This window comes from Nocardia pseudobrasiliensis NBRC 108224, assembly GCF_001613105.1.
In the GTDB taxonomy this organism is placed as follows: domain Bacteria; phylum Actinomycetota; class Actinomycetes; order Mycobacteriales; family Mycobacteriaceae; genus Nocardia; species Nocardia pseudobrasiliensis.
Window position 1 is genome coordinate 53,383 of sequence record NZ_BDBS01000047.1, and the last position, 20,007, is coordinate 73,389.

At 67.2% G+C, this 20,007-nt stretch carries 19 protein-coding genes; 7 read left to right on the forward strand and 12 right to left on the reverse strand.

The features are described 5' to 3' along the window. Positions 1-22 precede the first annotated feature (22 nt). Together NP4_RS31740 and NP4_RS31745 are read left to right on the forward strand one after the other, a co-directional pair. Positions 23-1,537, forward strand: coding sequence for an amidase (locus tag NP4_RS31740; protein WP_068005806.1), 1,515 nt, complete (start codon positions 23-25; stop codon positions 1,535-1,537). Positions 1,538-1,745: 208 nt separating this feature from the next. Then, positions 1,746-2,279: a hypothetical protein gene (locus NP4_RS31745; protein ID WP_147288092.1), complete on the forward strand. Its 534-nt coding sequence runs from the start codon at positions 1,746-1,748 to the stop codon at positions 2,277-2,279. Between the two features lie 60 nt (positions 2,280-2,339). Here the strand turns inward: NP4_RS31745 and NP4_RS31750 are convergent, their stop codons facing one another. Continuing rightward, entirely contained in the window at positions 2,340-2,732 is a 393-nt protein-coding gene (locus NP4_RS31750; protein ID WP_147288093.1) for a hypothetical protein, read from the reverse strand. A 400-nt stretch (positions 2,733-3,132) separates the two neighbouring features. Here NP4_RS31750 and NP4_RS31755 point away from each other — a divergent pair, with 400 nt between their 5' ends. Together NP4_RS31755 and NP4_RS31760 are read left to right on the forward strand one after the other, a co-directional pair. Then, positions 3,133-4,827: a hydrogenase maturation protein gene (locus NP4_RS31755; RefSeq protein ID WP_068005812.1), complete on the forward strand. Its 1,695-nt coding sequence runs from the start codon at positions 3,133-3,135 to the stop codon at positions 4,825-4,827. 23 nt (positions 4,828-4,850) lie between these two features. After that, positions 4,851-5,669, forward strand: coding sequence for an MHYT domain-containing protein (locus NP4_RS31760; RefSeq protein WP_245998662.1), 819 nt, complete (start codon positions 4,851-4,853; stop codon positions 5,667-5,669). A gap of 10 nt (positions 5,670-5,679) precedes the next feature. On the opposite strand, the gene NP4_RS31765 is transcribed toward NP4_RS31760, so the two are convergent. From NP4_RS31765 to NP4_RS31785, 5 genes are all read right to left on the reverse strand, one after another. Next, positions 5,680-5,979, reverse strand: a complete 300-nt coding sequence (locus NP4_RS31765; RefSeq protein ID WP_068005813.1) for a hypothetical protein — start codon at positions 5,977-5,979, stop codon at positions 5,680-5,682. Positions 5,980-6,152: 173 nt separating this feature from the next. Then, the gene (locus tag NP4_RS43565) at positions 6,153-6,644 is read right to left on the reverse strand and encodes a C40 family peptidase (RefSeq protein ID WP_425464089.1); all 492 of its coding nucleotides are present in this window, start codon (positions 6,642-6,644) and stop codon (positions 6,153-6,155) included. Between the two features lie 532 nt (positions 6,645-7,176). Continuing rightward, entirely contained in the window at positions 7,177-8,001 is an 825-nt protein-coding gene (locus tag NP4_RS31775) for a hypothetical protein (protein ID WP_068005815.1), read from the reverse strand. Continuing rightward, a complete protein-coding gene (locus NP4_RS31780) occupies positions 8,001-8,726 on the reverse strand; it encodes a ParA family protein (RefSeq protein WP_068005818.1) in 726 nt (241 codons plus the stop codon). Before NP4_RS31780 ends, NP4_RS31775 begins: the two co-directional genes overlap by 1 nt. A 123-nt stretch (positions 8,727-8,849) precedes the next feature. After that, positions 8,850-9,410, reverse strand: coding sequence for a TetR/AcrR family transcriptional regulator (locus NP4_RS31785; RefSeq protein ID WP_068005914.1), 561 nt, complete (start codon positions 9,408-9,410; stop codon positions 8,850-8,852). A gap of 108 nt (positions 9,411-9,518) precedes the next feature. Here NP4_RS31785 and NP4_RS31790 point away from each other — a divergent pair, with 108 nt between their 5' ends. Continuing rightward, positions 9,519-9,896, forward strand: a complete 378-nt coding sequence (locus tag NP4_RS31790) for a nuclear transport factor 2 family protein (RefSeq protein ID WP_068005820.1) — start codon at positions 9,519-9,521, stop codon at positions 9,894-9,896. A 200-nt stretch (positions 9,897-10,096) separates the two neighbouring features. Continuing rightward, positions 10,097-10,993 (forward strand): DMT family transporter, encoded by an 897-nt coding sequence (locus NP4_RS31795; protein WP_068005822.1) that lies wholly within the window; start codon positions 10,097-10,099, stop codon positions 10,991-10,993. 273 nt (positions 10,994-11,266) lie between these two features. Here NP4_RS31795 and NP4_RS31800 read toward each other — a convergent pair whose 3' ends face one another. After that, positions 11,267-12,703: an amino acid permease gene (locus NP4_RS31800; RefSeq protein ID WP_068005824.1), complete on the reverse strand. Its 1,437-nt coding sequence runs from the start codon at positions 12,701-12,703 to the stop codon at positions 11,267-11,269. A 179-nt stretch (positions 12,704-12,882) separates the two neighbouring features. Between NP4_RS31800 and NP4_RS31805 the strand changes: the two genes are divergently transcribed. Beyond that, on the forward strand, positions 12,883-13,527 hold the full coding sequence (locus tag NP4_RS31805; RefSeq protein WP_068005827.1) for a DJ-1/PfpI family protein: 645 nt from the start codon (positions 12,883-12,885) through the stop codon (positions 13,525-13,527). Here the strand turns inward: NP4_RS31805 and NP4_RS31810 are convergent. Genes NP4_RS31810 through NP4_RS31830 form a run of 5 tightly spaced genes read right to left on the reverse strand, consistent with a single transcriptional unit; the run spans position 13,505 to position 20,001 of the window. Further along, positions 13,505-14,158, reverse strand: coding sequence for an FHA domain-containing protein (locus NP4_RS31810; protein ID WP_068005834.1), 654 nt, complete (start codon positions 14,156-14,158; stop codon positions 13,505-13,507). The two genes, NP4_RS31805 and NP4_RS31810, sit on opposite strands and share 23 nt — an antisense overlap. Beyond that, positions 14,158-15,444, reverse strand: coding sequence for a vWA domain-containing protein (locus NP4_RS31815; RefSeq protein ID WP_068005836.1), 1,287 nt, complete (start codon positions 15,442-15,444; stop codon positions 14,158-14,160). Before NP4_RS31815 ends, NP4_RS31810 begins: the two co-directional genes overlap by 1 nt. A 17-nt stretch (positions 15,445-15,461) precedes the next feature. Then, positions 15,462-16,541, reverse strand: coding sequence for a PP2C family protein-serine/threonine phosphatase (locus NP4_RS31820; protein WP_068005838.1), 1,080 nt, complete (start codon positions 16,539-16,541; stop codon positions 15,462-15,464). Then, positions 16,538-18,814, reverse strand: coding sequence for a serine/threonine-protein kinase (locus NP4_RS31825; protein ID WP_068005839.1), 2,277 nt, complete (start codon positions 18,812-18,814; stop codon positions 16,538-16,540). Before NP4_RS31825 ends, NP4_RS31820 begins: the two co-directional genes overlap by 4 nt. Beyond that, positions 18,811-20,001, reverse strand: coding sequence for a hypothetical protein (locus NP4_RS31830; RefSeq protein WP_068005841.1), 1,191 nt, complete (start codon positions 19,999-20,001; stop codon positions 18,811-18,813). The genes NP4_RS31825 and NP4_RS31830 overlap by 4 nt, the downstream gene beginning before the upstream one ends. Between the last annotated feature and the right edge of the window lie 6 nt (positions 20,002-20,007).

The window sequence follows — 20,007 nt, forward strand, 5'->3', positions numbered from 1 at the left end:
AGGAGGAGCTCGAGGAGGGCCTATGCGATACGACGAATACCGAGCCCATGACGCGGTCGGTCTCGCTCGGCTGGTCGCCGAGAAACAGGTACATCCGACCGAATTGCTCGAGGTCGCACTCGCCCGCTGCGCACAGGTCGATCCGGGGCTCAACGCGATCAGTCTGCTCATGGAGCAGGCCGGGCGGGCGCGGGCCGCCGGGCCACTCGACGGGCCGTTCGCGGGGGTGCCCTTCCTGGTCAAGGATCTGCTGCAGGACTTCGCGGGATATCCGACCGCCTCGGGAACCCGTCCGCTGCAGGCGATTCCGGCCGAGAGCCACAGCCTCATAGTGCGGCGCTGGCTCGATTCCGGATTGGTGATCTTCGGCAAGACGACCACGCCGGAGTTCGGGATCAAGGCCTTCACCGAGACCTCGACCTACGGCGCCACCCGCAATCCCTGGCATCTCGGCCGCACGCCGGGCGGTTCGTCGGGCGGTTCGGCCGCTGCCGTGGCCGCGGGCGTCGTCCCGATGGCGGGCGGTAACGACGGCGGCGGTTCGATCCGGATTCCGGCGGCCTGGAGCGGGCTGTTCGGCCTCAAACCGGGTCGCGGACTACTGCCGTGCGGACCCGGTGGCGGCGATTACCTGCACGGGCTGGCAACCGAGGGCGTGCTCTCGCGCAGTGTGCGTGACACCGCGGCCATGCTCGACGTTCTCGCCGGGCCCGATCCGGGCGCACGGTACTACCACGCGCGCCCGGACCACGTGTTCACCGAGGCCGTGCGTCAATCGCCACGGCGGCTGCGCATCGCCGTGGCATACGAATCCCCGATCGGTTCCGCGGTGCACGACGAGGCGATCCGCGCGGTCGAACAGACCGCAGCGCTGCTGGAGCAGCTGGGCCACCACATCGACTACGCCGCACCAGAATTCGACGGGCGACAGTTGGCGTTCGACTTCGCCACGGTCTGGATGGCCCATGCCGCGGTGACATTGGATCGAACCCGTCAGCTCACCGGGGCGTCGGAATGCGAATTCGACTTCGACACCAGGGCATTGGCGGCCGCCGGGCGCGCGGTGCCCGCCCACGAACTGGTCGCGGCCTACGAACGCTGGAACGACTACACGCGGGCCTTGGCCGCTCTGCATGCCGACCACGACCTGATGCTGACACCCACCGTCGCCGAACCGCCGCCGCGGGTCGGCCGGACCGCGACGCCCGCGGCCATCGAACTACTCACCGGACCGCTGCTGGGTCTCGGCGCGGGCCGGGTGCTCACCCGCAACCGGGTGTTCCGCGAATTCCTTTTCGCCAATATGACGTCGGTCCCGTTCACCCCGCTGGCCAATATCACCGGGCGACCGGCCATGAGCGTCCCGCTGTATCGGACACCCGACGGCCTGCCACTGGGCAGTCAGTTCGTCGGCGCGCCCGGCAGCGAATATCTGCTGCTGCAGCTCGCGGCCGAACTGGAGGCCGCACGCCCGTGGGCGCAACTCGAGCCGCCTGAGCCCGAGCCCGCCCACGGCCAGGTGCGGATCGCACGGTAGAACGAGGGTCGCGGTCGGTGCCGTCGTCGCCGAGGCGGCGGCGGCACCAACCTGTATCCGAGGTGGTGTGCCCCTCAGGATGAGGCGCACCGGTAGGTATTCGGCGCACGAGAGCTTCCGGCTGGGAACTAATCCTCAGTGGGCCCTCAGGAAGATCATCTACTATTTACGTACGTAGATAGTAGATGATCCGGAGGGCAACGACGCCATGAGACGAACCCCAGCACCGCGCATCCGACGAGCGATCCTCGCCCTACCGGCGGTCACCGCATTGGCCATCGGCCTCGCAGCCGCCACGGCACAGGCCGAGGTCGCCACGGCGGTCACCCGCGGCGGACCGAGCTGCCTGTGGGCCGGTGCGCCGTACACCCAGGGGTCCGTGGTCGTCGCGGGCGGGCGGAGTTTCACCTGTGGCATCGACAATGCCGCCGCGCCGCACTGGTTTCGCGGCGCACCGACCACCCAGCCGAGCACCGTCGCGAATCCGGGCGCCTACACCGATCCCACCGGACTGTTCAGCGGCGGCGCGCGCCAACCCGGAACCAGCTACACCGACTACTGCACGGGCAATCAACTGATCGCGGGCACCGAGGACATCTACCAGGCCGTCGCGCATCGGGACGGCAGGCTCTACTGGAAGGCCGTCGCGCCGATCTCGGAATGGAACTTCGACGCCGCCTCCCAGCGCCCCGAACCCACCTGGCGCACGGGTTCGCTGTGCCACAACGGCAATCTGACATAAAGGAAACGCTCTGTGCGGCAGCGGAATCGCTGCCGCACAGGGCGATCGTCCCACCGCGGATCAGCACCAATTGGCATGCGGACGACACAGCTTGTCACCCGCGCCGACACCGCCCCCGGGACCGACGTAGCGGGTGTCGAGATCCTGAACGCGGTCGCGGTGGTAATCGCGGCGATTGTCGCGATGCTGGGCCTGCCACGTCGAATTCGAGTCGGTATGGCGATAGCCGTTGGGGTCGGCGACGTGATCGCTCCACGAGGAGCCCTTCGAATTACCCTCGCGCACAGTGGATTCCGCCCCGGCGGTGGCCGCCTGGGCCGTCAAGGCCGCGGTGGCGATGGCGAGAATCGCGGCGAATGCCGATATCCGTCGGCGACTGCCGTTTGCCCTGCGTGCGCTAACGGATGAAATCTGCTGCGTTGCCGACTCGGTCGTCAGAACACTTCGCGTCATGGCCACATTGCCTTTCTGCCGTCGTGTTACCTGGTCACCACCGGCATAGCGACCTATCTACGTAGTCGGATAGTAGATCATCAACCTGAGATCAGCCTGAGATGCGAGAAGTTAGCCCTAAGCGATGGCGGCGCGCCGCCAGCCAAACCGACCAGCTTGGACCATATTTCACTGAAACTATCGATGAACTCTCGCGTAATACACTGGGCAACAAACTGTTCCGAGTGTTCATAGGAACCGGGCGGCGTGATGCAAGTCACCTTGTCAAAAACATTGCCGCGCAGGGTTTTTTCATACCAAAAGTACGGTATTGCAAGGCGCGCAACAAGATGCGTGCGCAGACATATCGGGCTAACTTCTTCATTCAGCTTTACACCCGACAGCCGGATGAGGAGGGAACGTGCGGATCCTGTTGGTCGCCAGCGCATTCAACAGTCTCACGCAGCGCGTCTACACCGAGTTGCGTGAACGCGGTCACCGGGTGGGGGTCGAACTGGCGCTCGGCGACGATTCGCTGCGCGGCCGGGTCGCCGAATTCGAACCGGAGCTGATTCTCGCGCCCATGTTGACCACCGCGATTCCGGAGGATATCTGGACCGCGTACCCGGTGCTGATCGTGCATCCCGGACCGAAGGGCGATCGCGGGCCGTCCTCGCTGGACTGGGCCATCCACGAGGGCGCCTGGTCGTGGGGGGTCACCGTACTGCAGGCCGTCGCCGAGATGGACGCCGGGCCGATCTGGGCCACCGAACCGTTCGCGGTCGCCGCGTGCGGTAAGAGCGAGCTCTATCGCAACGAGGTCGCCGACGCCGCGGTGCGCGCTGTGCTGACGGCCGTGCGTCGTTACGCCTCCGGCACATTCGAGCCCGAACCGCTGGATTACACCCGGCCCGATGTGCGCGGGCGGCTGCGCCCCTATCACGACCAGACTCAGCGGCGGATCGACTGGACCGCCGACGACACCGCCACGGTACTGCGCAAACTGCGCGCCGCCGATTCGCAGCCGGGGGTGTTGGACGAACTGTTCGGCCGGGAGTACTTCGTGCACGGCGGCCATCCCGAGGATCGGCTGCGGGGTGTGCCCGGCGCGGTGCTCGCGACCCGCGACGGCGCGATCTGCCGCGCCACCGTCGACGGCGCGGTGTGGTTGCCGCAGTTGCGATCTCGCCGCACGCCGGGCGGCCCGCCGACGTACAAACTACCCGCGACGCTCGCGCTCGGCTCGGATCTGCCCGCCGTCCCCGAGGCGCCCGTCACCCCAACCGAGGCCGCCGGTCGCGACACCTGGTCGGAGCTGCGCTACCGCGAGGAGAACGAGGTCGGCTACCTCGAATTCGCCTTCCCGGGCGGTGCGATGAGCACCGCGCAGTGCCGCCGACTGCTGGCCGCGTACCGCCACGCCTGCACGCGTCCGGTCGAGGTCCTGGTACTGGGTCCGGGCCGCGACTTCTTCTCCAACGGCATCCATCTCAATGTGATCGAGGCGGCCGCGGATCCGGCCGCCGAGTCCTGGCACAACATCAACGCCATGAACGATCTGGTGGAGGCGATTCTCACCACCACCGACAAACTGGTCGTCGCGGCGCTGGCCGGTAATGCCGCGGCGGGCGGGGTGATGCTCGCGCTGGCCGCCGACGAGGTGTGGTGCCGCGAATCGGTCGTGCTCAATCCGCACTACCGCCTGATGGGCCTGCACGGCTCGGAGTACTGGACCTACACGCTGCCGCGGCGGGTGGGCGCGGCCGAGGCCGAACGACTCACCCGCGAGGCCCTGCCCGTGGGCGCCCGGGCGGCCGCGCAGCTGGGTCTGGTGGATCGCGCCCTACCCGGCGACGCCGAGCAATTTTGGTCCAGGGTGCGTCGCGACGCCGAAAATCTAGCGGCCACAATGGAATTGGCAGATCGACTGATCATCAAGAAGCAGCGCCGCGCCGCGGACGAGGCCGAGCGACCGCTGTCGGCCTATCGCGCAAGCGAATTGGCGCATATGCGCCGCAACTTCTCCGAACCAGGCGAGCCCTATCCCGAGCTGCGTCGCGATTTCGTACACAAGGTGCGTCCGGCAACCACGCCGCAGCATCTGACTGTCATATAACGGATAGATCACATTGGAGTTCCGTGTTGCTGCAACTGGACCATTTCAATCATGGCTGGATCACCCCGGCCCTGTCCTATCTGATGTCGGTCATCGGCTCGGTGCTCGGTCTGCGCTGCGCCTTCCACGCCCGCACGGCCCGCTGGCCCGGCGGCTGGTTGATCGCCGCGGCGGTGGCGCTCGGCGGCGCGGGCATCTGGGTCATGCACTTCACCGCGATGCTCGGCTTCGCGATCGTCGGGGTGACCATCCACTACGACATGACCATCACACTGCTCAGCGCGGCCATCGCGATCCTGGTGGTGTGGGTCGGCCTATCGATCGTCGTGCGCTGGCGGCGTGAGATCTTCGCGCTGCCGATCGGCGGCGCGGTCACCGGACTGGGCGTGGCCGCGATGCACTACCTCGGCATGTACGGCATGCGGTCGACGGCGGTGGTGCACTATCGGCTCGGCCTGGTGGCGCTGTCCATCGTGATCGCCGTGGCGGCCTCGACCGTGGCGCTGTGGTTCGTGCTGCATCTGCGCGGCTTCGCGGCCACCATCGGCGCGGCGCTGATCATGGGCGTGGCGGTATGCGGAATGCATTACACCGGAATGGCCGCCATGAACGCCAAACACGGACATCACGATTCCGTGCCCGGTGGTTCGGATCCGATGCAGTTGCTCACGCCGTTGATCGTGATCGTCACCCTCGTCACCATGATGCTGATCGTGCTGGTGGGTCTGGCGGAGATCGACTCCGCCGAGCGGAGCTCCGCCGAACGGGCCCTGCCGGTGGTCGATCCGGAGTTGGCCGCCAGCGGGCGGCAGTGGCCGCGTCAGGACATCTCGCGGCACTGAGCCGATTCGCTCAGCCGGAATGATGGCCGTTGCCGATCCACTCGTCCGCGGAGGTCTTGGCGTCGTCGACCGATCGCGCCGAGGCCTCCCGCAGGAGGCTGCCGTCCTGTCTGCCGATTCGCCACGCGCAGGTGGTGCGGGTGGTCGCCTTCACCCGAGCGCGATAGTCGCCGAAATTCTTGGTCAGCCACCATTCCGCGGGACCACCGGCCAGCGCCCAGCCGTCGGTCGCATGTTCCGGGCGAATCGGGCCGAACGGCCCATCGCCGGAATTCGCGCGGTTGTGGTCGACCACCTGCTTCCCCTCCACGAACCCGCCGATCTTTCTCAGTATCCTCGCCTGCCTTGTGCCGCAACGTGATTTCGGCACCGAATAGATAGTCGCAGTCGAGACGAGATTCGACCAGTCCCTCGATTCGAGCATCGCGAAAGGCCATATGCAAGCACATTTGCAGACGTGATTTGATTGGCGCGCAGAGTGATTCAGAAACGGCGCGCTCCGGTCACCGGCATCTCCGTAATGGGCGACATCACCACTCCGGTTCCGCTGGTGGCGGCGTGGATCACCTGGCCGTCACCGGCGTAGAGCGCGGAGTGATCGCCGCCGTAGAACGACACCAGATCACCCGGCTGCAATTCGTCCAGGCCGACCGGAGTGCCCGCGTCGAGCTGTTCGTAACTGGTGCGGGGCAATTCGACGCCGGCCTGTTCGTAGGACCACTGCACGAGTCCGGAGCAGTCGAAGGAGTCCGGGCCGGCGGAGCCGAAGGAGTAGGAGGAGCCGAGCTTGGATTCGGCGGCCTCGACAGCGAGCTGTCCGTGACTCTTCTCCGGCGTCGCGGCCGGGGCGGAGGGCTCCGGCCGCGGGGCCAGGCCGGGAAGCTGTGGCAGAGAACGGAAGTCGAAGCCCGGCACGAGCGCCTGGACGGCGGCCTGGACATCGGCGGGCACCGCGTCGGCGAGTGTGCCCGGAATGGCTTCCGGAGCGCCGATCTGCTGGGCCTGCGAAACGGCCGCTGGGGCAACGTCTTCGGGAATGGCGATCAGCGCACCCGGCACGGGGCCGGGGGTCGCGATCTCACCGGGAATATCGATGACGCCGATACCCGGGAAGGTGATCGTCTGCGCCGAAGCCTGCCCCGCACTGAACATCAGGGCGCCGATCGCGCCGAGAACGATTACCGCGGCCGCCATGATCCACCAGAACAACGGCCGCAGTATGCGGGTAGTTCGGCCTTCGCTGCTTCCTGCCATGATGCGGTCCTCCGATTCTTCCTTCGAAAGCCCGGGCGGTCGCCCGGCGTTCCGAACAGTTTCGAAAAACGTCGCGATGTGCATTCGCTACAGCGGATCCGAGAAACCATCATTCGCCCGCCCCAAAACAATTACAAACACCGAACGTGCATTTATTGATAACAACGCGATAAACAATCGAAAACCAACAGATTACGAAGAAATGCCCCGCTGTGGATTGTTTTTCCACTGCGGGGCATTTTCTGCGGTTCGGTCAGGCGCTCAATTGCTGTTCGATGCGCGCAGCCAGATCCCGCAATTTCGCGGCGAATTCGCGAGCCGCATTCGGATCGTCGCTCGAACTCTTCACGACCCGGCGGCTCAGCGCGGCCAGGCGTGATTCCACGGTGCTGAACAAATCCACCGGACGATCCTCTGCGGGCTGATGCAATTCGCCCCGCAGCCAGGACTGCAGATGGCGCACCACCTGATCGCTCTCGAATTGACGAGGCAGGACCGAAATCGCCTCGCGGATCTTTCCGGCGGTGACCTTCTGCTCGCTCGCGGCCAATGTCGCATAGACCGTGACCGCGGCCTCTTCGCCGTGCTCGGCCGCCACCGGGAGTAATTCCCGGATCTGACCCTCATTGATTCCCGGCGCCATCGGATGCAGTCGGGCGGCCAGCGGCCAAGCGCGAATCAGCTTGTGGGCGTAGGAGCGTTGCATATCCCACCGCTGTTCCACGTAATCGTCGAAGGTGGCGTAGGCGTCGCGATACAACCGGCCGTCCCGCACGATCTGCAGCGCCCGTCCGGCCGCCCAGAACGCCAGCCGTAACGTGCCGATCGAGGTTTCGCAGGCCGCGAGTTGATCGTGCTCCCGCTCGTCGAGCGGGCCCTCACCGGCCGTGGGCAGTGGCATGTTCAATACGGTGGCCGCCGGATCCGGCACCGCCGGGACCACTGTCAACGTGGCGCCGGAACGACGCCATTCGGCATCGCGCAACGGCGATACCGGCGGAGTGTGCTCGGCCGTATCGGCCAGCGGATTGGCGGCGGCGGCCCCGCCGATACTGGATTTCCTGCGTTGCGGAGGCATCAGGCGGGCACCCCCAGCGCGACGCGGTACGGGCTGACCAATTCCTCGCCCACCTGCTGATATTCACCCAGATCGTGGAGTGGATTCTCGGCGCCCTCGCCGACTTCCCCGTCGGCGGCTTCCCGATACCATTTCCACGCACTGAGATAGGACTCGAAAACCTCATACCCGGCATCCTCGAGATGCGAACGCTGGGTGCGATATTCCGTGGAGACGTTGACACCGTTCTTCATCGTCACCGGAACTTTTGTCATGAGCACGCGGACCCGTATTTCGCGGGCCGCGTCGGCGGCCGCCTCCTCGGCAGCCCGATAGGTACTCGGCACTCGTTTCACCTCCGATGGACTCACGCTCGTCAACAGGATGAGCTCGTCGGTCGAGGGGATTGCGGCCTTGAAGATCTCCGCGGATTCACCACCGGCGTCCACGATCACCACGTCGTAGTCCGCGGCATTGTCGGCGATGCAATCGTCGACATGTCGGGACGGGAATGCGATGAGGGTGAACGGCACTTCGATCTCGCCCTTGAGCAACCTCCGGTACCAGGAGTATCCGGTCTGACTGAGTGGGTCGGCGTCGATCACCAGCACGCGCAGCTGATGCACCTGCGCGAAGTAGCCGGCGAGGAAAAAAGCGGAAGTGGTCTTACCGACGCCGCCCTTCAGATTCCCCAGGGTGATTACCAGGGGTTTGGGCAGATCGAGCGGTGCAACAGAATTCGTCATAGACGGTCCTCCTGTAATGAGGAGAGCATTACTGTGCATCGCCAGTCTTACACGCGTGTAACTCGAACTCGTTTCATTTCCTCGGCGTGTCCAATTGGACACACCGTGTCCAATTGGACACAGTCACTCGGCGAGCAGTGCCGCGGCCAGTTCGCGCGCGTAGGTCTCGTCGGTGCCCGGCATCGAGAACACGACGCGGAAGTAGAGCGGGGCGACGATCCGATCCAGCACGGCCTCGAGCGATGGCGGATTCTCGCCACGGGCGCGCGCCGAATCGAGCACCGTGTCGAATCGGGAACCGACGCGAATCAGGCACTCGCGCAGGCCCGCTCGCCGCTCGTCGACATCGGTGGCGACCTCGGCGCGGAAGAAGGCGATACCGCCCGGGCGGGACAGTTCGGCGAGGGTCCACGCGGCATGGTTCGCCAGATCTCCGGCGAGCTCACCCGTCGGCTCGGGGGCCCGCTCCGCGGAGTGGGCGGCGATATCGGCGAGTAGGGCGGCCAGGGTGCCCCAGCGGCGATAGACGGTGCTCGCGGTGACACCGGCTCGGTTCGCGACCACCGGGATCGTCACCTGATCGGCCCCGAGTTCGGCGACCAGTTCCGTTGCGGCGCGATGGACATCGGCGCACACCCGGGCGCTGCGGCCGCCCGGTCGGCGGGGTCGGGTGTCGCTGGTCATGCTGTCCATATTAACGCAATGATGTTTGCGTTAGACCGAAGCTCGGCGTAGCGTTCGGTAACGCAAAGTTCTTTGCTTTAGTTTCACGCCCGATCGAGGAGTATCGATATGACCGTCACCGAGACCGTCGGCCGCGGCCTGCACACCGCACTCACCTCCGGAGACTGGGCCGCGCTGCGGTCGCTGCTGCACGAGGACGCCACCTGGACGCTGCCCGGTGACAATGCCATCTCCGGTACCGCGGTCGGCGCGGACGGCATCGTCGAGCGAGCGCGCGCGATCGCCGGATACGGCCTGCGGTTCGAACTGCTGCACATCCTCACCAGCCGGGACAATGTGGCGCTGTCACTGCACAACACGGCCCGGCGCGCGGACGTGGCGCTCGACGAGTACGTGGCGACGGTGTGCCGGGTGCGCGACGGGCGGATCGCGGAGATCGAGAGCTTCCTGTCGGATGTGCCGGGGATGAACGCCTTCTTCCGGTGACCGAGGTTCGTCTAGAGTGTCGATCGTGCACCGAATCTTCACAGTCACTCCGCCCCCCGCCGCCTGAGCGGGGTGGTTTCCGAGTCGAGTAGGTAGATCCGCTCGACTGATTCGCGGTATCCGCTCGCGGTACCGGCATCGGTTGCATCCGCCCCGCGTCGTCGATTCCCACATCCTTCGACGCAGGAGCACTTCCTCATATGTCCATCGACGTCGTCGCGCCCGCGCGCGACCGTTCTTCGGCGGCCCTGATAATCGCCGCAATCCTTTGGGGCACAGGCGGTTTGGCGGGCAATCTGCTCGCCCTCCAAACCGGTCTACACCCCCTGTCCGTCGCCGCCTACCGGCTACTGCTCGGCGGCGGGCTCGCGGTGGCGCTGCTCGCGCTGTCCGGCGGCCTCCGGCAACTACCGCGCACGCGCGCCGCGGCACGTCGGATCCTCGTGACCGGCGCCCTGCTCGGCTTCTATCAGTCAGGCTATTTCATTGCGGTGCAATATATCTCGGTAGGCATGGCCACCATGGCGACCATCGGCATGCTGCCGGTCTTCGTAGCGATCGGCGCCGGAATCCGCAACCGCCGCAGGCCCGACCCGACCAGCCTCCTCTCGATAACCATCGCCCTCACCGGCCTCACCCTCCTCACCTGGTCCCGAATCGGAACCACCACCGGCTGGCACCTCCTACTCGGCACGGCCTTCGCCTTGGCCTCAGCCGTGGGCTTTGCCGCCCTGACCCTGCTCACCACCACCCCGGTCCCCCATCTGAACCCCTTGCGCACCACGGCATTCGGCATGCTGACCGGCGGCCTCCTCCTAACCCCCCTGGCCCTCACAGTAGGCATGCCCCTCCCCCTCACCCCCACCACCCTGACCACAGCCGCCTACCTGGGAGCCTTCCCCACCGCAATCGCCTACACCGCCTACTTCCACGGCCTACGCACAGCCACCCCCCTCTTCGCATCCCTGGCAGCCCTCCTCGAGCCCCTGACCGCCACCCTCCTGTCCATAGTCGTTCTCCACGACCACCTCTCCCCCTGGGGCTGGTCCGGCGCAGCCCTACTGATCACGGCCCTGACCCTGAACCCCCGCCGATAACCCGTTCCCCGCCCCGCCCGCTGCGCGGACGGGGCGGGGAACAAGGCGAAGCCCTGGCCTGGAACGGAATTGGAAACTGCACGGGAGAAGGCCGACGCTCACGCAGGAAAGATGTTGGAGCCCTCGGCAAGACAGCAAGCTCAACGGGAAACGAGTTGGCCCGTAAGAGAACTCGGTTGGACTCAAACAAACAACATGTCGCAGCCCTCCCACTCTCCCCGACGCAGCCCTCCCACTCTCCCCGGCCCGGACGGAGTCCGGGCCGGGGACTCGTCAGCTGACCGGGGCCGATTCCGATGTCGGCTGGTCCCCGCCGGTGGCGAGGATGGAGTGGCGGCGGCTGTAGGCGAGGTAGATGATCATGCCCAGGATGAACCAGGCGGCGAAGCGGAGCCAGGTTACCGGGTCGAGGTAGGTGATCAGCCAGATGGAGAAGGCTATGCCTACCAGGGGGATTACCGGCATGAAGGGGGTGCGGAAGGTGCGGGGGAGGTCGGGCTGGCGGTAGCGCAGGACGATTACCGCGGCGCAGACCACCACGAAGGCGAGAAGGATGCCGATATTGGTGAGCTCGGCCACCTGGCCGATGGGGAGCAGGCCCGCGATGATCGCCGAGGCGATGCCGACGATCCAGGTGATGCGGGTCGGGACCTTGCGCACGGGGTGGGTCTTGGCGAACCACTTGGGCAGCAGGCCGTCCCGGCTCATCGAGTACCACACGCGGGTGACGCCGAGCATGAACGTGAACAGCACGGTCATGATGCCGACGATCGCGCCCGCCGCGATCAGGCTGCCCAGCCCGGGCAGGCCGACCGATTGAAACGCCGAGGACAGCCCGCTCTTGGGATTGATCTCGGAGTATTTCTGCATACCGGTGAGCACCAGACACACCAGTACGTACAGCACCATCGAGATGATCAGCGAGTAGATGATCGCCTTGGGCATATGCCGTTTGGCGTCCACCGACTCCTCGGCCGCCGTCGACATGGCGTCGTAACCGAACACCGCGAAGAACACCGTCGACGCACCGGTCACCGCGCCACCGAAGCCGAACGGGAAGTACGGCGAGTAGTTGCCGGACTTGATGTAGAACGCCCCGGCCACGATCACGATCAACACCACCACGACCTTGATGGCGACCACGATCGTCTCGAATCGCGCCGCGGCCTTGATCCCGCGGTTCAGCATGAACGCGATCAACAGGCACAGCAGCGCCGCGAACACGTCCACCTTGTGTCCGGCCCCGGTGCCGGGCGCGCCCAGCATCCACACCGGCAGGTGAATATGCAACTGCTCCAACAGGAACGAGATATAACCGGAGATACCGATGGCGACCACCGCGACGATCGCGGTGTACTCCAGTAGCAGATCCCAGCCGATGAACCAGCCGACCGGCTCACCGAGCACCGCGTAGCCGTAGGTATAGGCCGAGCCCGCTCTCGGGATCAGCCCGGCGAATTCGGCATAGGACAGGGCGGCCGCGGCGCTGGCGACACCCGCGATGAGGAATGAGATCAGCACGGCGGGCCCGGCCTTCTCGTTCGCGACCGCACCGGCGAGGGCGAAGATACCGGCGCCGATGATTCCACCGACGCCGATCGCGGTCAGCTGCCACAGGCCGAGGGCCCGCTGCAGGCCGCTGGCCTCGTCTTCGATCAACTCGATGGGTTTGCGACGGAAGAAGCCGCTCGTGGCTGGACTAGCTGGCATGTCGATTGCTCCTTGTACTACTGATCGGGGCAGTGTAAATGTGAGCGCCAACACCTCGCTTGTCCAGGCCTATGAATGACCCGCGTCGATTTCATCCGATAGAACAAGCCGAGAGTCCGATCGGTGTGCTTTGTCCGAGTGGTAGCACTGGTGGACCGGACCCGACGAAAGGCAGCGTCATGCAGATCGCGATCGTCCTCTTCGACCGGTTCACGGCCCTCGACGCGGTCGGCCCCTACGAGGTGCTCAGCCGACTCCCCGACGCGAAGACGGTTTTCGTCGCCGAACAGGCCGGACCGCGGCGCAGCGACACCGGCTACCTGACCATGGTCGCCGACCGTTCCTTCGACGAGGTGACCAGCCCGGACATCGTCGTGGTGCCCGGCGGCCCGGGCCAGACCGAGCAGATGACCGACAACCGGCTGCTGGACTGGCTGCGCGATACCGACGCCACCAGCCTCTGGACGACCTCCGTCTGCACGGGCGCGCTGCTGCTCGGCGCCGCGGGCCTGCTGCGCGGCCGCCGGGCGACCACCCATTGGCTGGCGCTGGACGAGCTGGCCCGGCTCGGCGCGCGTCCAACCTCCGATCGGGTGGTCGTCGACGGCAAATACGTGACGGCCGCGGGCGTCTCGTCCGGAATCGATATGGGACTGCGACTGCTCGGCACGATCGCCGGTGACGAGCATGCGCGGGCGATCCAGCTCATGATCGAATACGATCCGCAGCCACCCTACGACGCCGGTTCACCCGCCAAGGCCCCGGCGCAGCTGGTCGAAACACTGCGGGCCACAAGCCGTTTCACGCAGGAGGCTCGACCGTGAGGGTGATGGTCGTCCAGCCGCCCACGTGAATACGCGCACCGGCCTCGAGCGGCACCGGGGTATTCGGCGGTATGAGATCGTCGGTGCCGTTGAGGGAGGTGCCGTTGGTGGAACCCAGATCGGTGACCGTGATGCCGTCCGGGGTGAGGCGCAGTTGCGCGTGCGCGCGGGAGACGCCGATGTCGACCGGGGCGATACCCAGATCGATCTCGGGCTGCACGCCCTGGGACACGCTGTGCTTGCCGATCAGAAAATCGCTGCCGTGCAGGATGATTCGGCGCGGCGGATAGTAGGACGGGAATTCGACGCGATCGGCGTCGGGACCCTTGCGGGCCAGCACTCGCTCGTAGAATTCCTCATCGGCCACCACCGTGGCCACCCAAACCGGTTGCACCACAGTGGGTTGCGCCGCAGTACCGGTGCCGATCACCACGGTCGGCGCGACCCGCGAGGGCGGCGGCAGGGCCGAATCATGACCGCACGCCTCGCAGAACCGGCCCGCGATGGGCGCACCGCAGGCCGGACATTCGCCCATCGCCTCCTGCCGGGGCGGCTGCGCGCCGATCGCCTCGCCGCAGACATCGCAGTAGTCGGTGGTCGCGCTGGGATGCCCCTCCGGACAGGTGACCATCACGATTCCTTTCGTACCCGAGCCGTTTTCGTCGATCGCGCGTCGAGGGCGGCCTCGTCGAAGGCGTCGACGGTACGGCGCAACCGCACCGTATTGGTGTGCTCCTCCACCTCGACGACATTGCGCAGCAGTTTGGCGGTGTCGTCGTTACCGGATTCGGCGGCCAGGACCACCGCGCGCTGCAGCATGGCGGTGGCGGCCTCGATATCGCCGTGTTTGCGCGCCGCGAGTCCCTCCTGCACCGCCTGGGCCAGCTCCGCCTGACCGGTGTAGTGGGCCACCCGACGGCTGATGCGCGCCGAGAGTTCGGTATCGGTGGTCCAGACCGCCTTGACCAGGCCCTGACCGACCACCTCCGCGCCCGAGACCACGCTGATGCGCGCCGCGAGCTTCTCCCGACCCGCCGCCGCGGGTTCGACGCGGACCTGCACGTGATAGTCGCGCTCCTCCGCGCCCCACGCGCCGAGCGGGTACTCCCCCACCTGCGCACCGGCCTCGACCCGGCGAGCGGTGAGATCCTCGATGGTCGGCGCGACCTGCTTGACGAAGCGCACCGTCGCGCCCGCCGGAGTCCAAACCCGCAGCGTCAGTTCGGGAATGGTCTTGGCGAGGGAGGTGCGCATCATGGCCTGGAAGTCGGCGGCCAGTTCCGAGCCCGCCTTCACCACATCCACCGAACCGTGCAGGGCCGAGGCGATCGAACGCAGCTCGGCCACCACGTAATCGGATCCGACGCCGCGGCAGTCGCAGGTGAAATGCCCCTGCGACTGCGCGATCTCGGTCGCGAGCTGTTCGGGTGATTCGTGTTCGTTCTTACCGTCGGTGAGCAGGATCGCATGCGCCATCGCCTGCGGATGCTGTTGCGCGACCTGCCGGGCCAGCCCCAGCCAGGTGCCCATGGCCGTACCGCCGTAGGGCTTCAGTTTGTCCAGCGCATGCTTTGCGGCCGTACGGGATTCGCGATCGGCGCGCTGCAGCGGGCCGCGCCGGGGATAGACCACCTGCGCCTCCGAGGTGCCCGACACGATGGCGAACAGGGTGCCGTCCGGCAATTCGTCCAGGGCGGCGACGGTGGCCCGGCGCGCGCCCGGGAACCGATCACCCGCGCCCATCGAACCGGAGCAGTCGATGATGATGATCTCCAACCGTTCCGGCGCGGGCGCGGCCACCGCGAACTCGCCGCCGGTTTCCACGGTCACGACCGCGTCGACCGTATCCGCACCCTCGGCCAGATAGGGATTCTGGTCCACGACGACCGAAATGCCCTCGCGCTGCTCTGAACTCACGATTGCTCTCCTGGCTGTTAGTTCACCGGAGCGACAGCGACGGTGATGTTGTCCCCGCCCCCGCAATGCATGGCGTAATCGGCGAGGTTGCGGGCGGCGGTGGCGGGCGGCGCGGTGGTGGCTATGGCGGCCAGGTCCATGGGATCGGGCAGGTAGTTCCACAGTCCGTCGCTGCACAGCAGCAGCACGCCCGGCCCGCGGACCCGCAGCGTGCGGACGGCGGTATCGGCGGCCTTGTGATCGGAATCCGCGCCGAGCCAGCGAACCAGGGCGTGGGCGCGCGGATCGCGCATGGCCGCGACCTCGTCCATCGCCCCGGCGTCGACCAGCGCCTGAGCCCACGAATCATCCACGGTGAGCCGCCGCGAGGACGGACAGGCGGTGGTGCCGTCGGTGCGCAGCCAATACGCGCGGCTGTCACCCACATTCGCGACCGTTATATCGAATTCGCCTGTCCCGCTGGGCCGTAACACCGCGGTGACATAGGTGCACGACGGGCTGTGCCCCGCGGCCATCGATACCTCGCGCACGGCCTGGAAGGCCGATTCCAGCCCGGCCATCACCGCCTCCTCCACCGGGCGGTCGGCGGCGAGTGCGCCCAGGCAGGCATCCACACCCGCCCGCGCCGCGGCCCCGGAGGCGGCCTGCGGATCCTCGGAGGTCGACACCCCGTCGCATACGGTGATCACCACGGCCGAGGCGGTGGCGGAATCGCCGCCTGTCGGATCCACGGCGGTCCGCGTCGAGTCGTCATCGGATGGCGCCGATTCCTCGGCCGAACCGCCGCCGGGATCGCCGAGTACGGCCGCCGCGACGGCATCCTCGTTGCGGGCGTGCACCTTTCCGCGATCGGTTACCAGATGCACCCCGCCCAGATCCGCGCTGCTGCGATCGGGCGGGCGGCGCAGTTCACCGCATGCGGTGCAGTATCCGTCGGCATCGAAGTCCCCGGCCCCGCAGGCCCCGCAGACCGCGGCGGGATCGATGACGAGATCGGGCAGGGCCGCCCGGCTGATCGCCAGCTCCCGCCCGCATTCCTCACAGAACCGATCGGTGATCCGCACCCCCGCCCCGCAACCGGGGCACACCCCGCTCACAGCGTCGACCTCGGACGTACCGCATTCGCGCGGTCGACCAGTTCGAACCGGTCCCACATATCGTCGGTCTCGTGGGCGAGTTCGCGATAGCACCGTTCCATTCCGGCCCGCACCCCCGCCTCGTCGAGTGGCCTACCGAGTAGTGGATCACGCTGCGCCGGAGCGTGTCCCGACGTCAGCCAGGCCAGCGCGGCCTCCAGAACTCGCAGCCGGATCCGGGCCGCGCGGCGTTTCGATTCGATGGTCAGCCTTTCGATACGGCCGCCGCATTCGCGCAACAGCGTTTCGGTGATCGCGTCCGGATCATCCTCGGCGAGCAGGGTTTCCACGGCCGCGATCCCCGCCTCGGTGTACAGCGAGGAGGACGGCTGTACCTGATCCAGGGCGGCGACCGCGCCCGCGCCGTCCCCTTCGGCCCGGCGCAGCCGCGCGAGACCGAAGGCGGCGCTCACATATCCCCGATCGGTGCGCCACACGAGCTCGTAATAGCGTGCGGCCCTGGCACTCTCGATCTCCGGTTCGACGCCGTGGCGCGCCGCGAGTTCGGCCGCGACGGCCAGCGCCAGTTTGGGCGCGGCCTCACCGGGCAGCGTGGCGTAGACGGATTCGAATTCGGCCGCGGCGCTGTCGTATTCATTAGCCAGCAGGCGGGCCTGCCCTCGATACCACGACAGTCGCCAGTCCTCGCCCAGCGTTTCGGTCAGCTCGTCGATGCGGCGCTGCGCCTCCGGCGCGTCACCGGCCTCCAGGGCCGCGCGCACCAGCCGCAGCGGAATCTCCACCGATTCGGCCGTTCCGGTGACCACCGAACGCAAGCCGGCCTCGAACGCGGGTTCCAGCTCGGCGACGGTATTGCCGTCGGTGGTGGCAAGCAGGCCCGCACCGGAATCGCCCGGATCGACCAGCGGCACGGGCTGGGCGGCCACGATCGCCCGCATATCGCCGAGAGAGTCCCCGGACGCGCCGAATACCGCGCGCGGCGGACCGAAGTTCACCGACAGGCCGGGCCGCGGGGTGTCGTCCTCGACCGCGAGGACCTCCCGCAGCACCCCGGTCAGCTGATCGGCCGCCTCCTCCATCGACGCGAAACGCGTTCCGGCGTCGGAATCGGTGGCGCGCAACAGGAATCGGTACAGCGAGTCATGCCGGGCCAGCAGCGGTTCGGCGGCCGGGCCGGGCAGTTCGGCGAAATGTCCGTCGCGCTGCGGGATGGTCAGCATGAGGACGGCCAGCGTACGGCCGACGGTGTAGACCTCACTGGCGACGGTCGGCCCGGTATCGGCGATCTCGGGGGCCTGATATCCGGCGGTGCCGTAGATGGCGCTGTTCTCGTCGTCCATCGCCATGACCGCGCCGAGATCGATCAGCTTCAGCTGTTCGTCGGTCTGCATCACATTGTCGGGCTTGAAATCGCAGTAGGCCAGGCCGAGGGAATGCAGATAGCCCAGTGCCGGAAGCATTTCCAGCACGTAGGCGATGGCCTGGGCGGGCGGCAGCGGGGAGCCCTCTGATTCGCGGCGGCGGCGCAGCAGCTGTTTGAGCGATATGCCGCCGACGTATTCCATGACGATGTAGTCGGTGCCGTGATGTTCGACGAAGTTGAAGATCTTCACGATATTCGGATGCTCGACCTGCGCCAGGAACCGGCGCTCGGCCACCGCGGCCGCCATGGCGTCGCGGTCGCCCGCGTTGAGCAGGCCCTTCAGCACCACCCAGCGATCGTCGACCTTGGTGTCGGTGGCCAGATAGATCCAACCCAGTCCACCGTGCGCGAGCGGACCCGCCACCCGGTACTGTGCGCCCACCAGATCCCCACCGGACAGCTTGGGCGAGAAGGAGAATCGCGTCCCACAGTGCGCACAGAATCCCTCGGTGCGTCCCGCCGAGCCCTCGCGGGACCGCCCGACCGGCCGTTCGCATCCGGCGCAGAACCGCTTGTTCTCCGGCACCTGCGGATCGTCGAGCACGGCCGTGGCCGGATCGACCCGCGCAACCCGGGGCACCTCGACCATGCCCGCCCCGAGCCGACCGCGCCGCGAGCGACTCGAGGTGGATCGAGTACGCACCGACCGCGAGGTGGCCGAGGTCCGCACGGTTCCGGTCGACACCGCGACGCTCGGCGCGGTGCCGCAGGTATCGCAGTAGCCGTCGACGACAGTCCCGCCGCAGCCCGGCTCACGACAGGCCGGATCGGGGGCCGTCGGCGCGGTGCCGCACGTATCGCAGTAGCCATCGACAATCGTTCCGTCGCAGCCCTTTTCATCGCAGTTCATTCGCGCCTCCCAGATTTCTCCGCGATGATCTGCCGGTAGTCCGCCACCGCACGCGTTACCGCCGCCAGATCGCACGGTCGCCGCGACAGCAGGCCGGTGGCGATTCGGTTCGACGACAGCACGTCCTGATCCTCGCTCACCCCCAGGCGGGCCGCCTTGGCCTGGTAGGCCACCAGCCGGCCCTGCAACTCCGTCCGCCGGTCCAGCAGCCCGCGCCCGAGCTGCTCATCGGCCAGCGCCGTCTCGAGCGCACCGGAGATCCGGAGGCGCAGATCCAGCAGGGCGGCGGCCGCGGACAATGGCGGCACACCTGAAATGAATTGCGCGGCAAGCGCTTCGAGTTCCGCGCGAAGGGAAGCGGCGAGGTTCTCATGACGCGGGATCGGAGCGGTGAGGATCTTCCGTTCCGCTTCCACCCGGGCGGCGTCGGCGCGCTCGTAGGCGGTGCGCAGGTCGATCAGGCGGGCCCGGGTCTCGGCGACGCCCGGCTGCCAGTTCTCGGTCAGATCGCGCAGTTCGGCCAGCGACATCGCCTCCCGGCGCAATCGTTCGGCCAACCGCGCTATCCGGGCATCTATTTCGGTCACCGTGAAGGCCAGCGGATCCGTGGCCGAGTGCGTGGCCAGATCCGCGACGCCCTCGGCGATCGCCCGCAGTTCCGCGGTCGCGCCACCGAATCGGTCGAGCTGGGCTTGCAGCGGCGCCAGCCCCGACAGCACGCGACTGTTGACCGCGTCCACGGCGTCGAGGAATTCGGCGATCTCGGGGAAGGTCGCCCGCATTCGGTCCAGCGTGTCGGCGATGCCGACGAACAGCACGCGCTCGCTGGGTCCGGTGAGGGAGCGCTCGGCCATCGGAATCGGCACTCGCGACAGCTCGTGCGGGCGGTCACGCAGCAGCCGCGTGAGTTCCATCCGCTCGGTATCCCCCGGTCTGGCGTGCTGGGCGCGCAGGGTTCGAGCCTGGTCCAGAATCGACTGCAACCGCCCGAAGTCCTCCCACATCAGATCCAGCCGCTGCCGCATCGAAACCCAGCGCGAGGCGGTGGCCCCGGTCGGGGTGTAGCCGCGCAGCAGCGTCAGGCCGGGATGTTTGTCCAATTCGAGCAGGGTCGCGGTGATGGCGTCGATTTCCCGTGCGCGCACGGCCAATTCGTTATCGATCTCGGCGACGGTGAGCACATTCATCGGCGG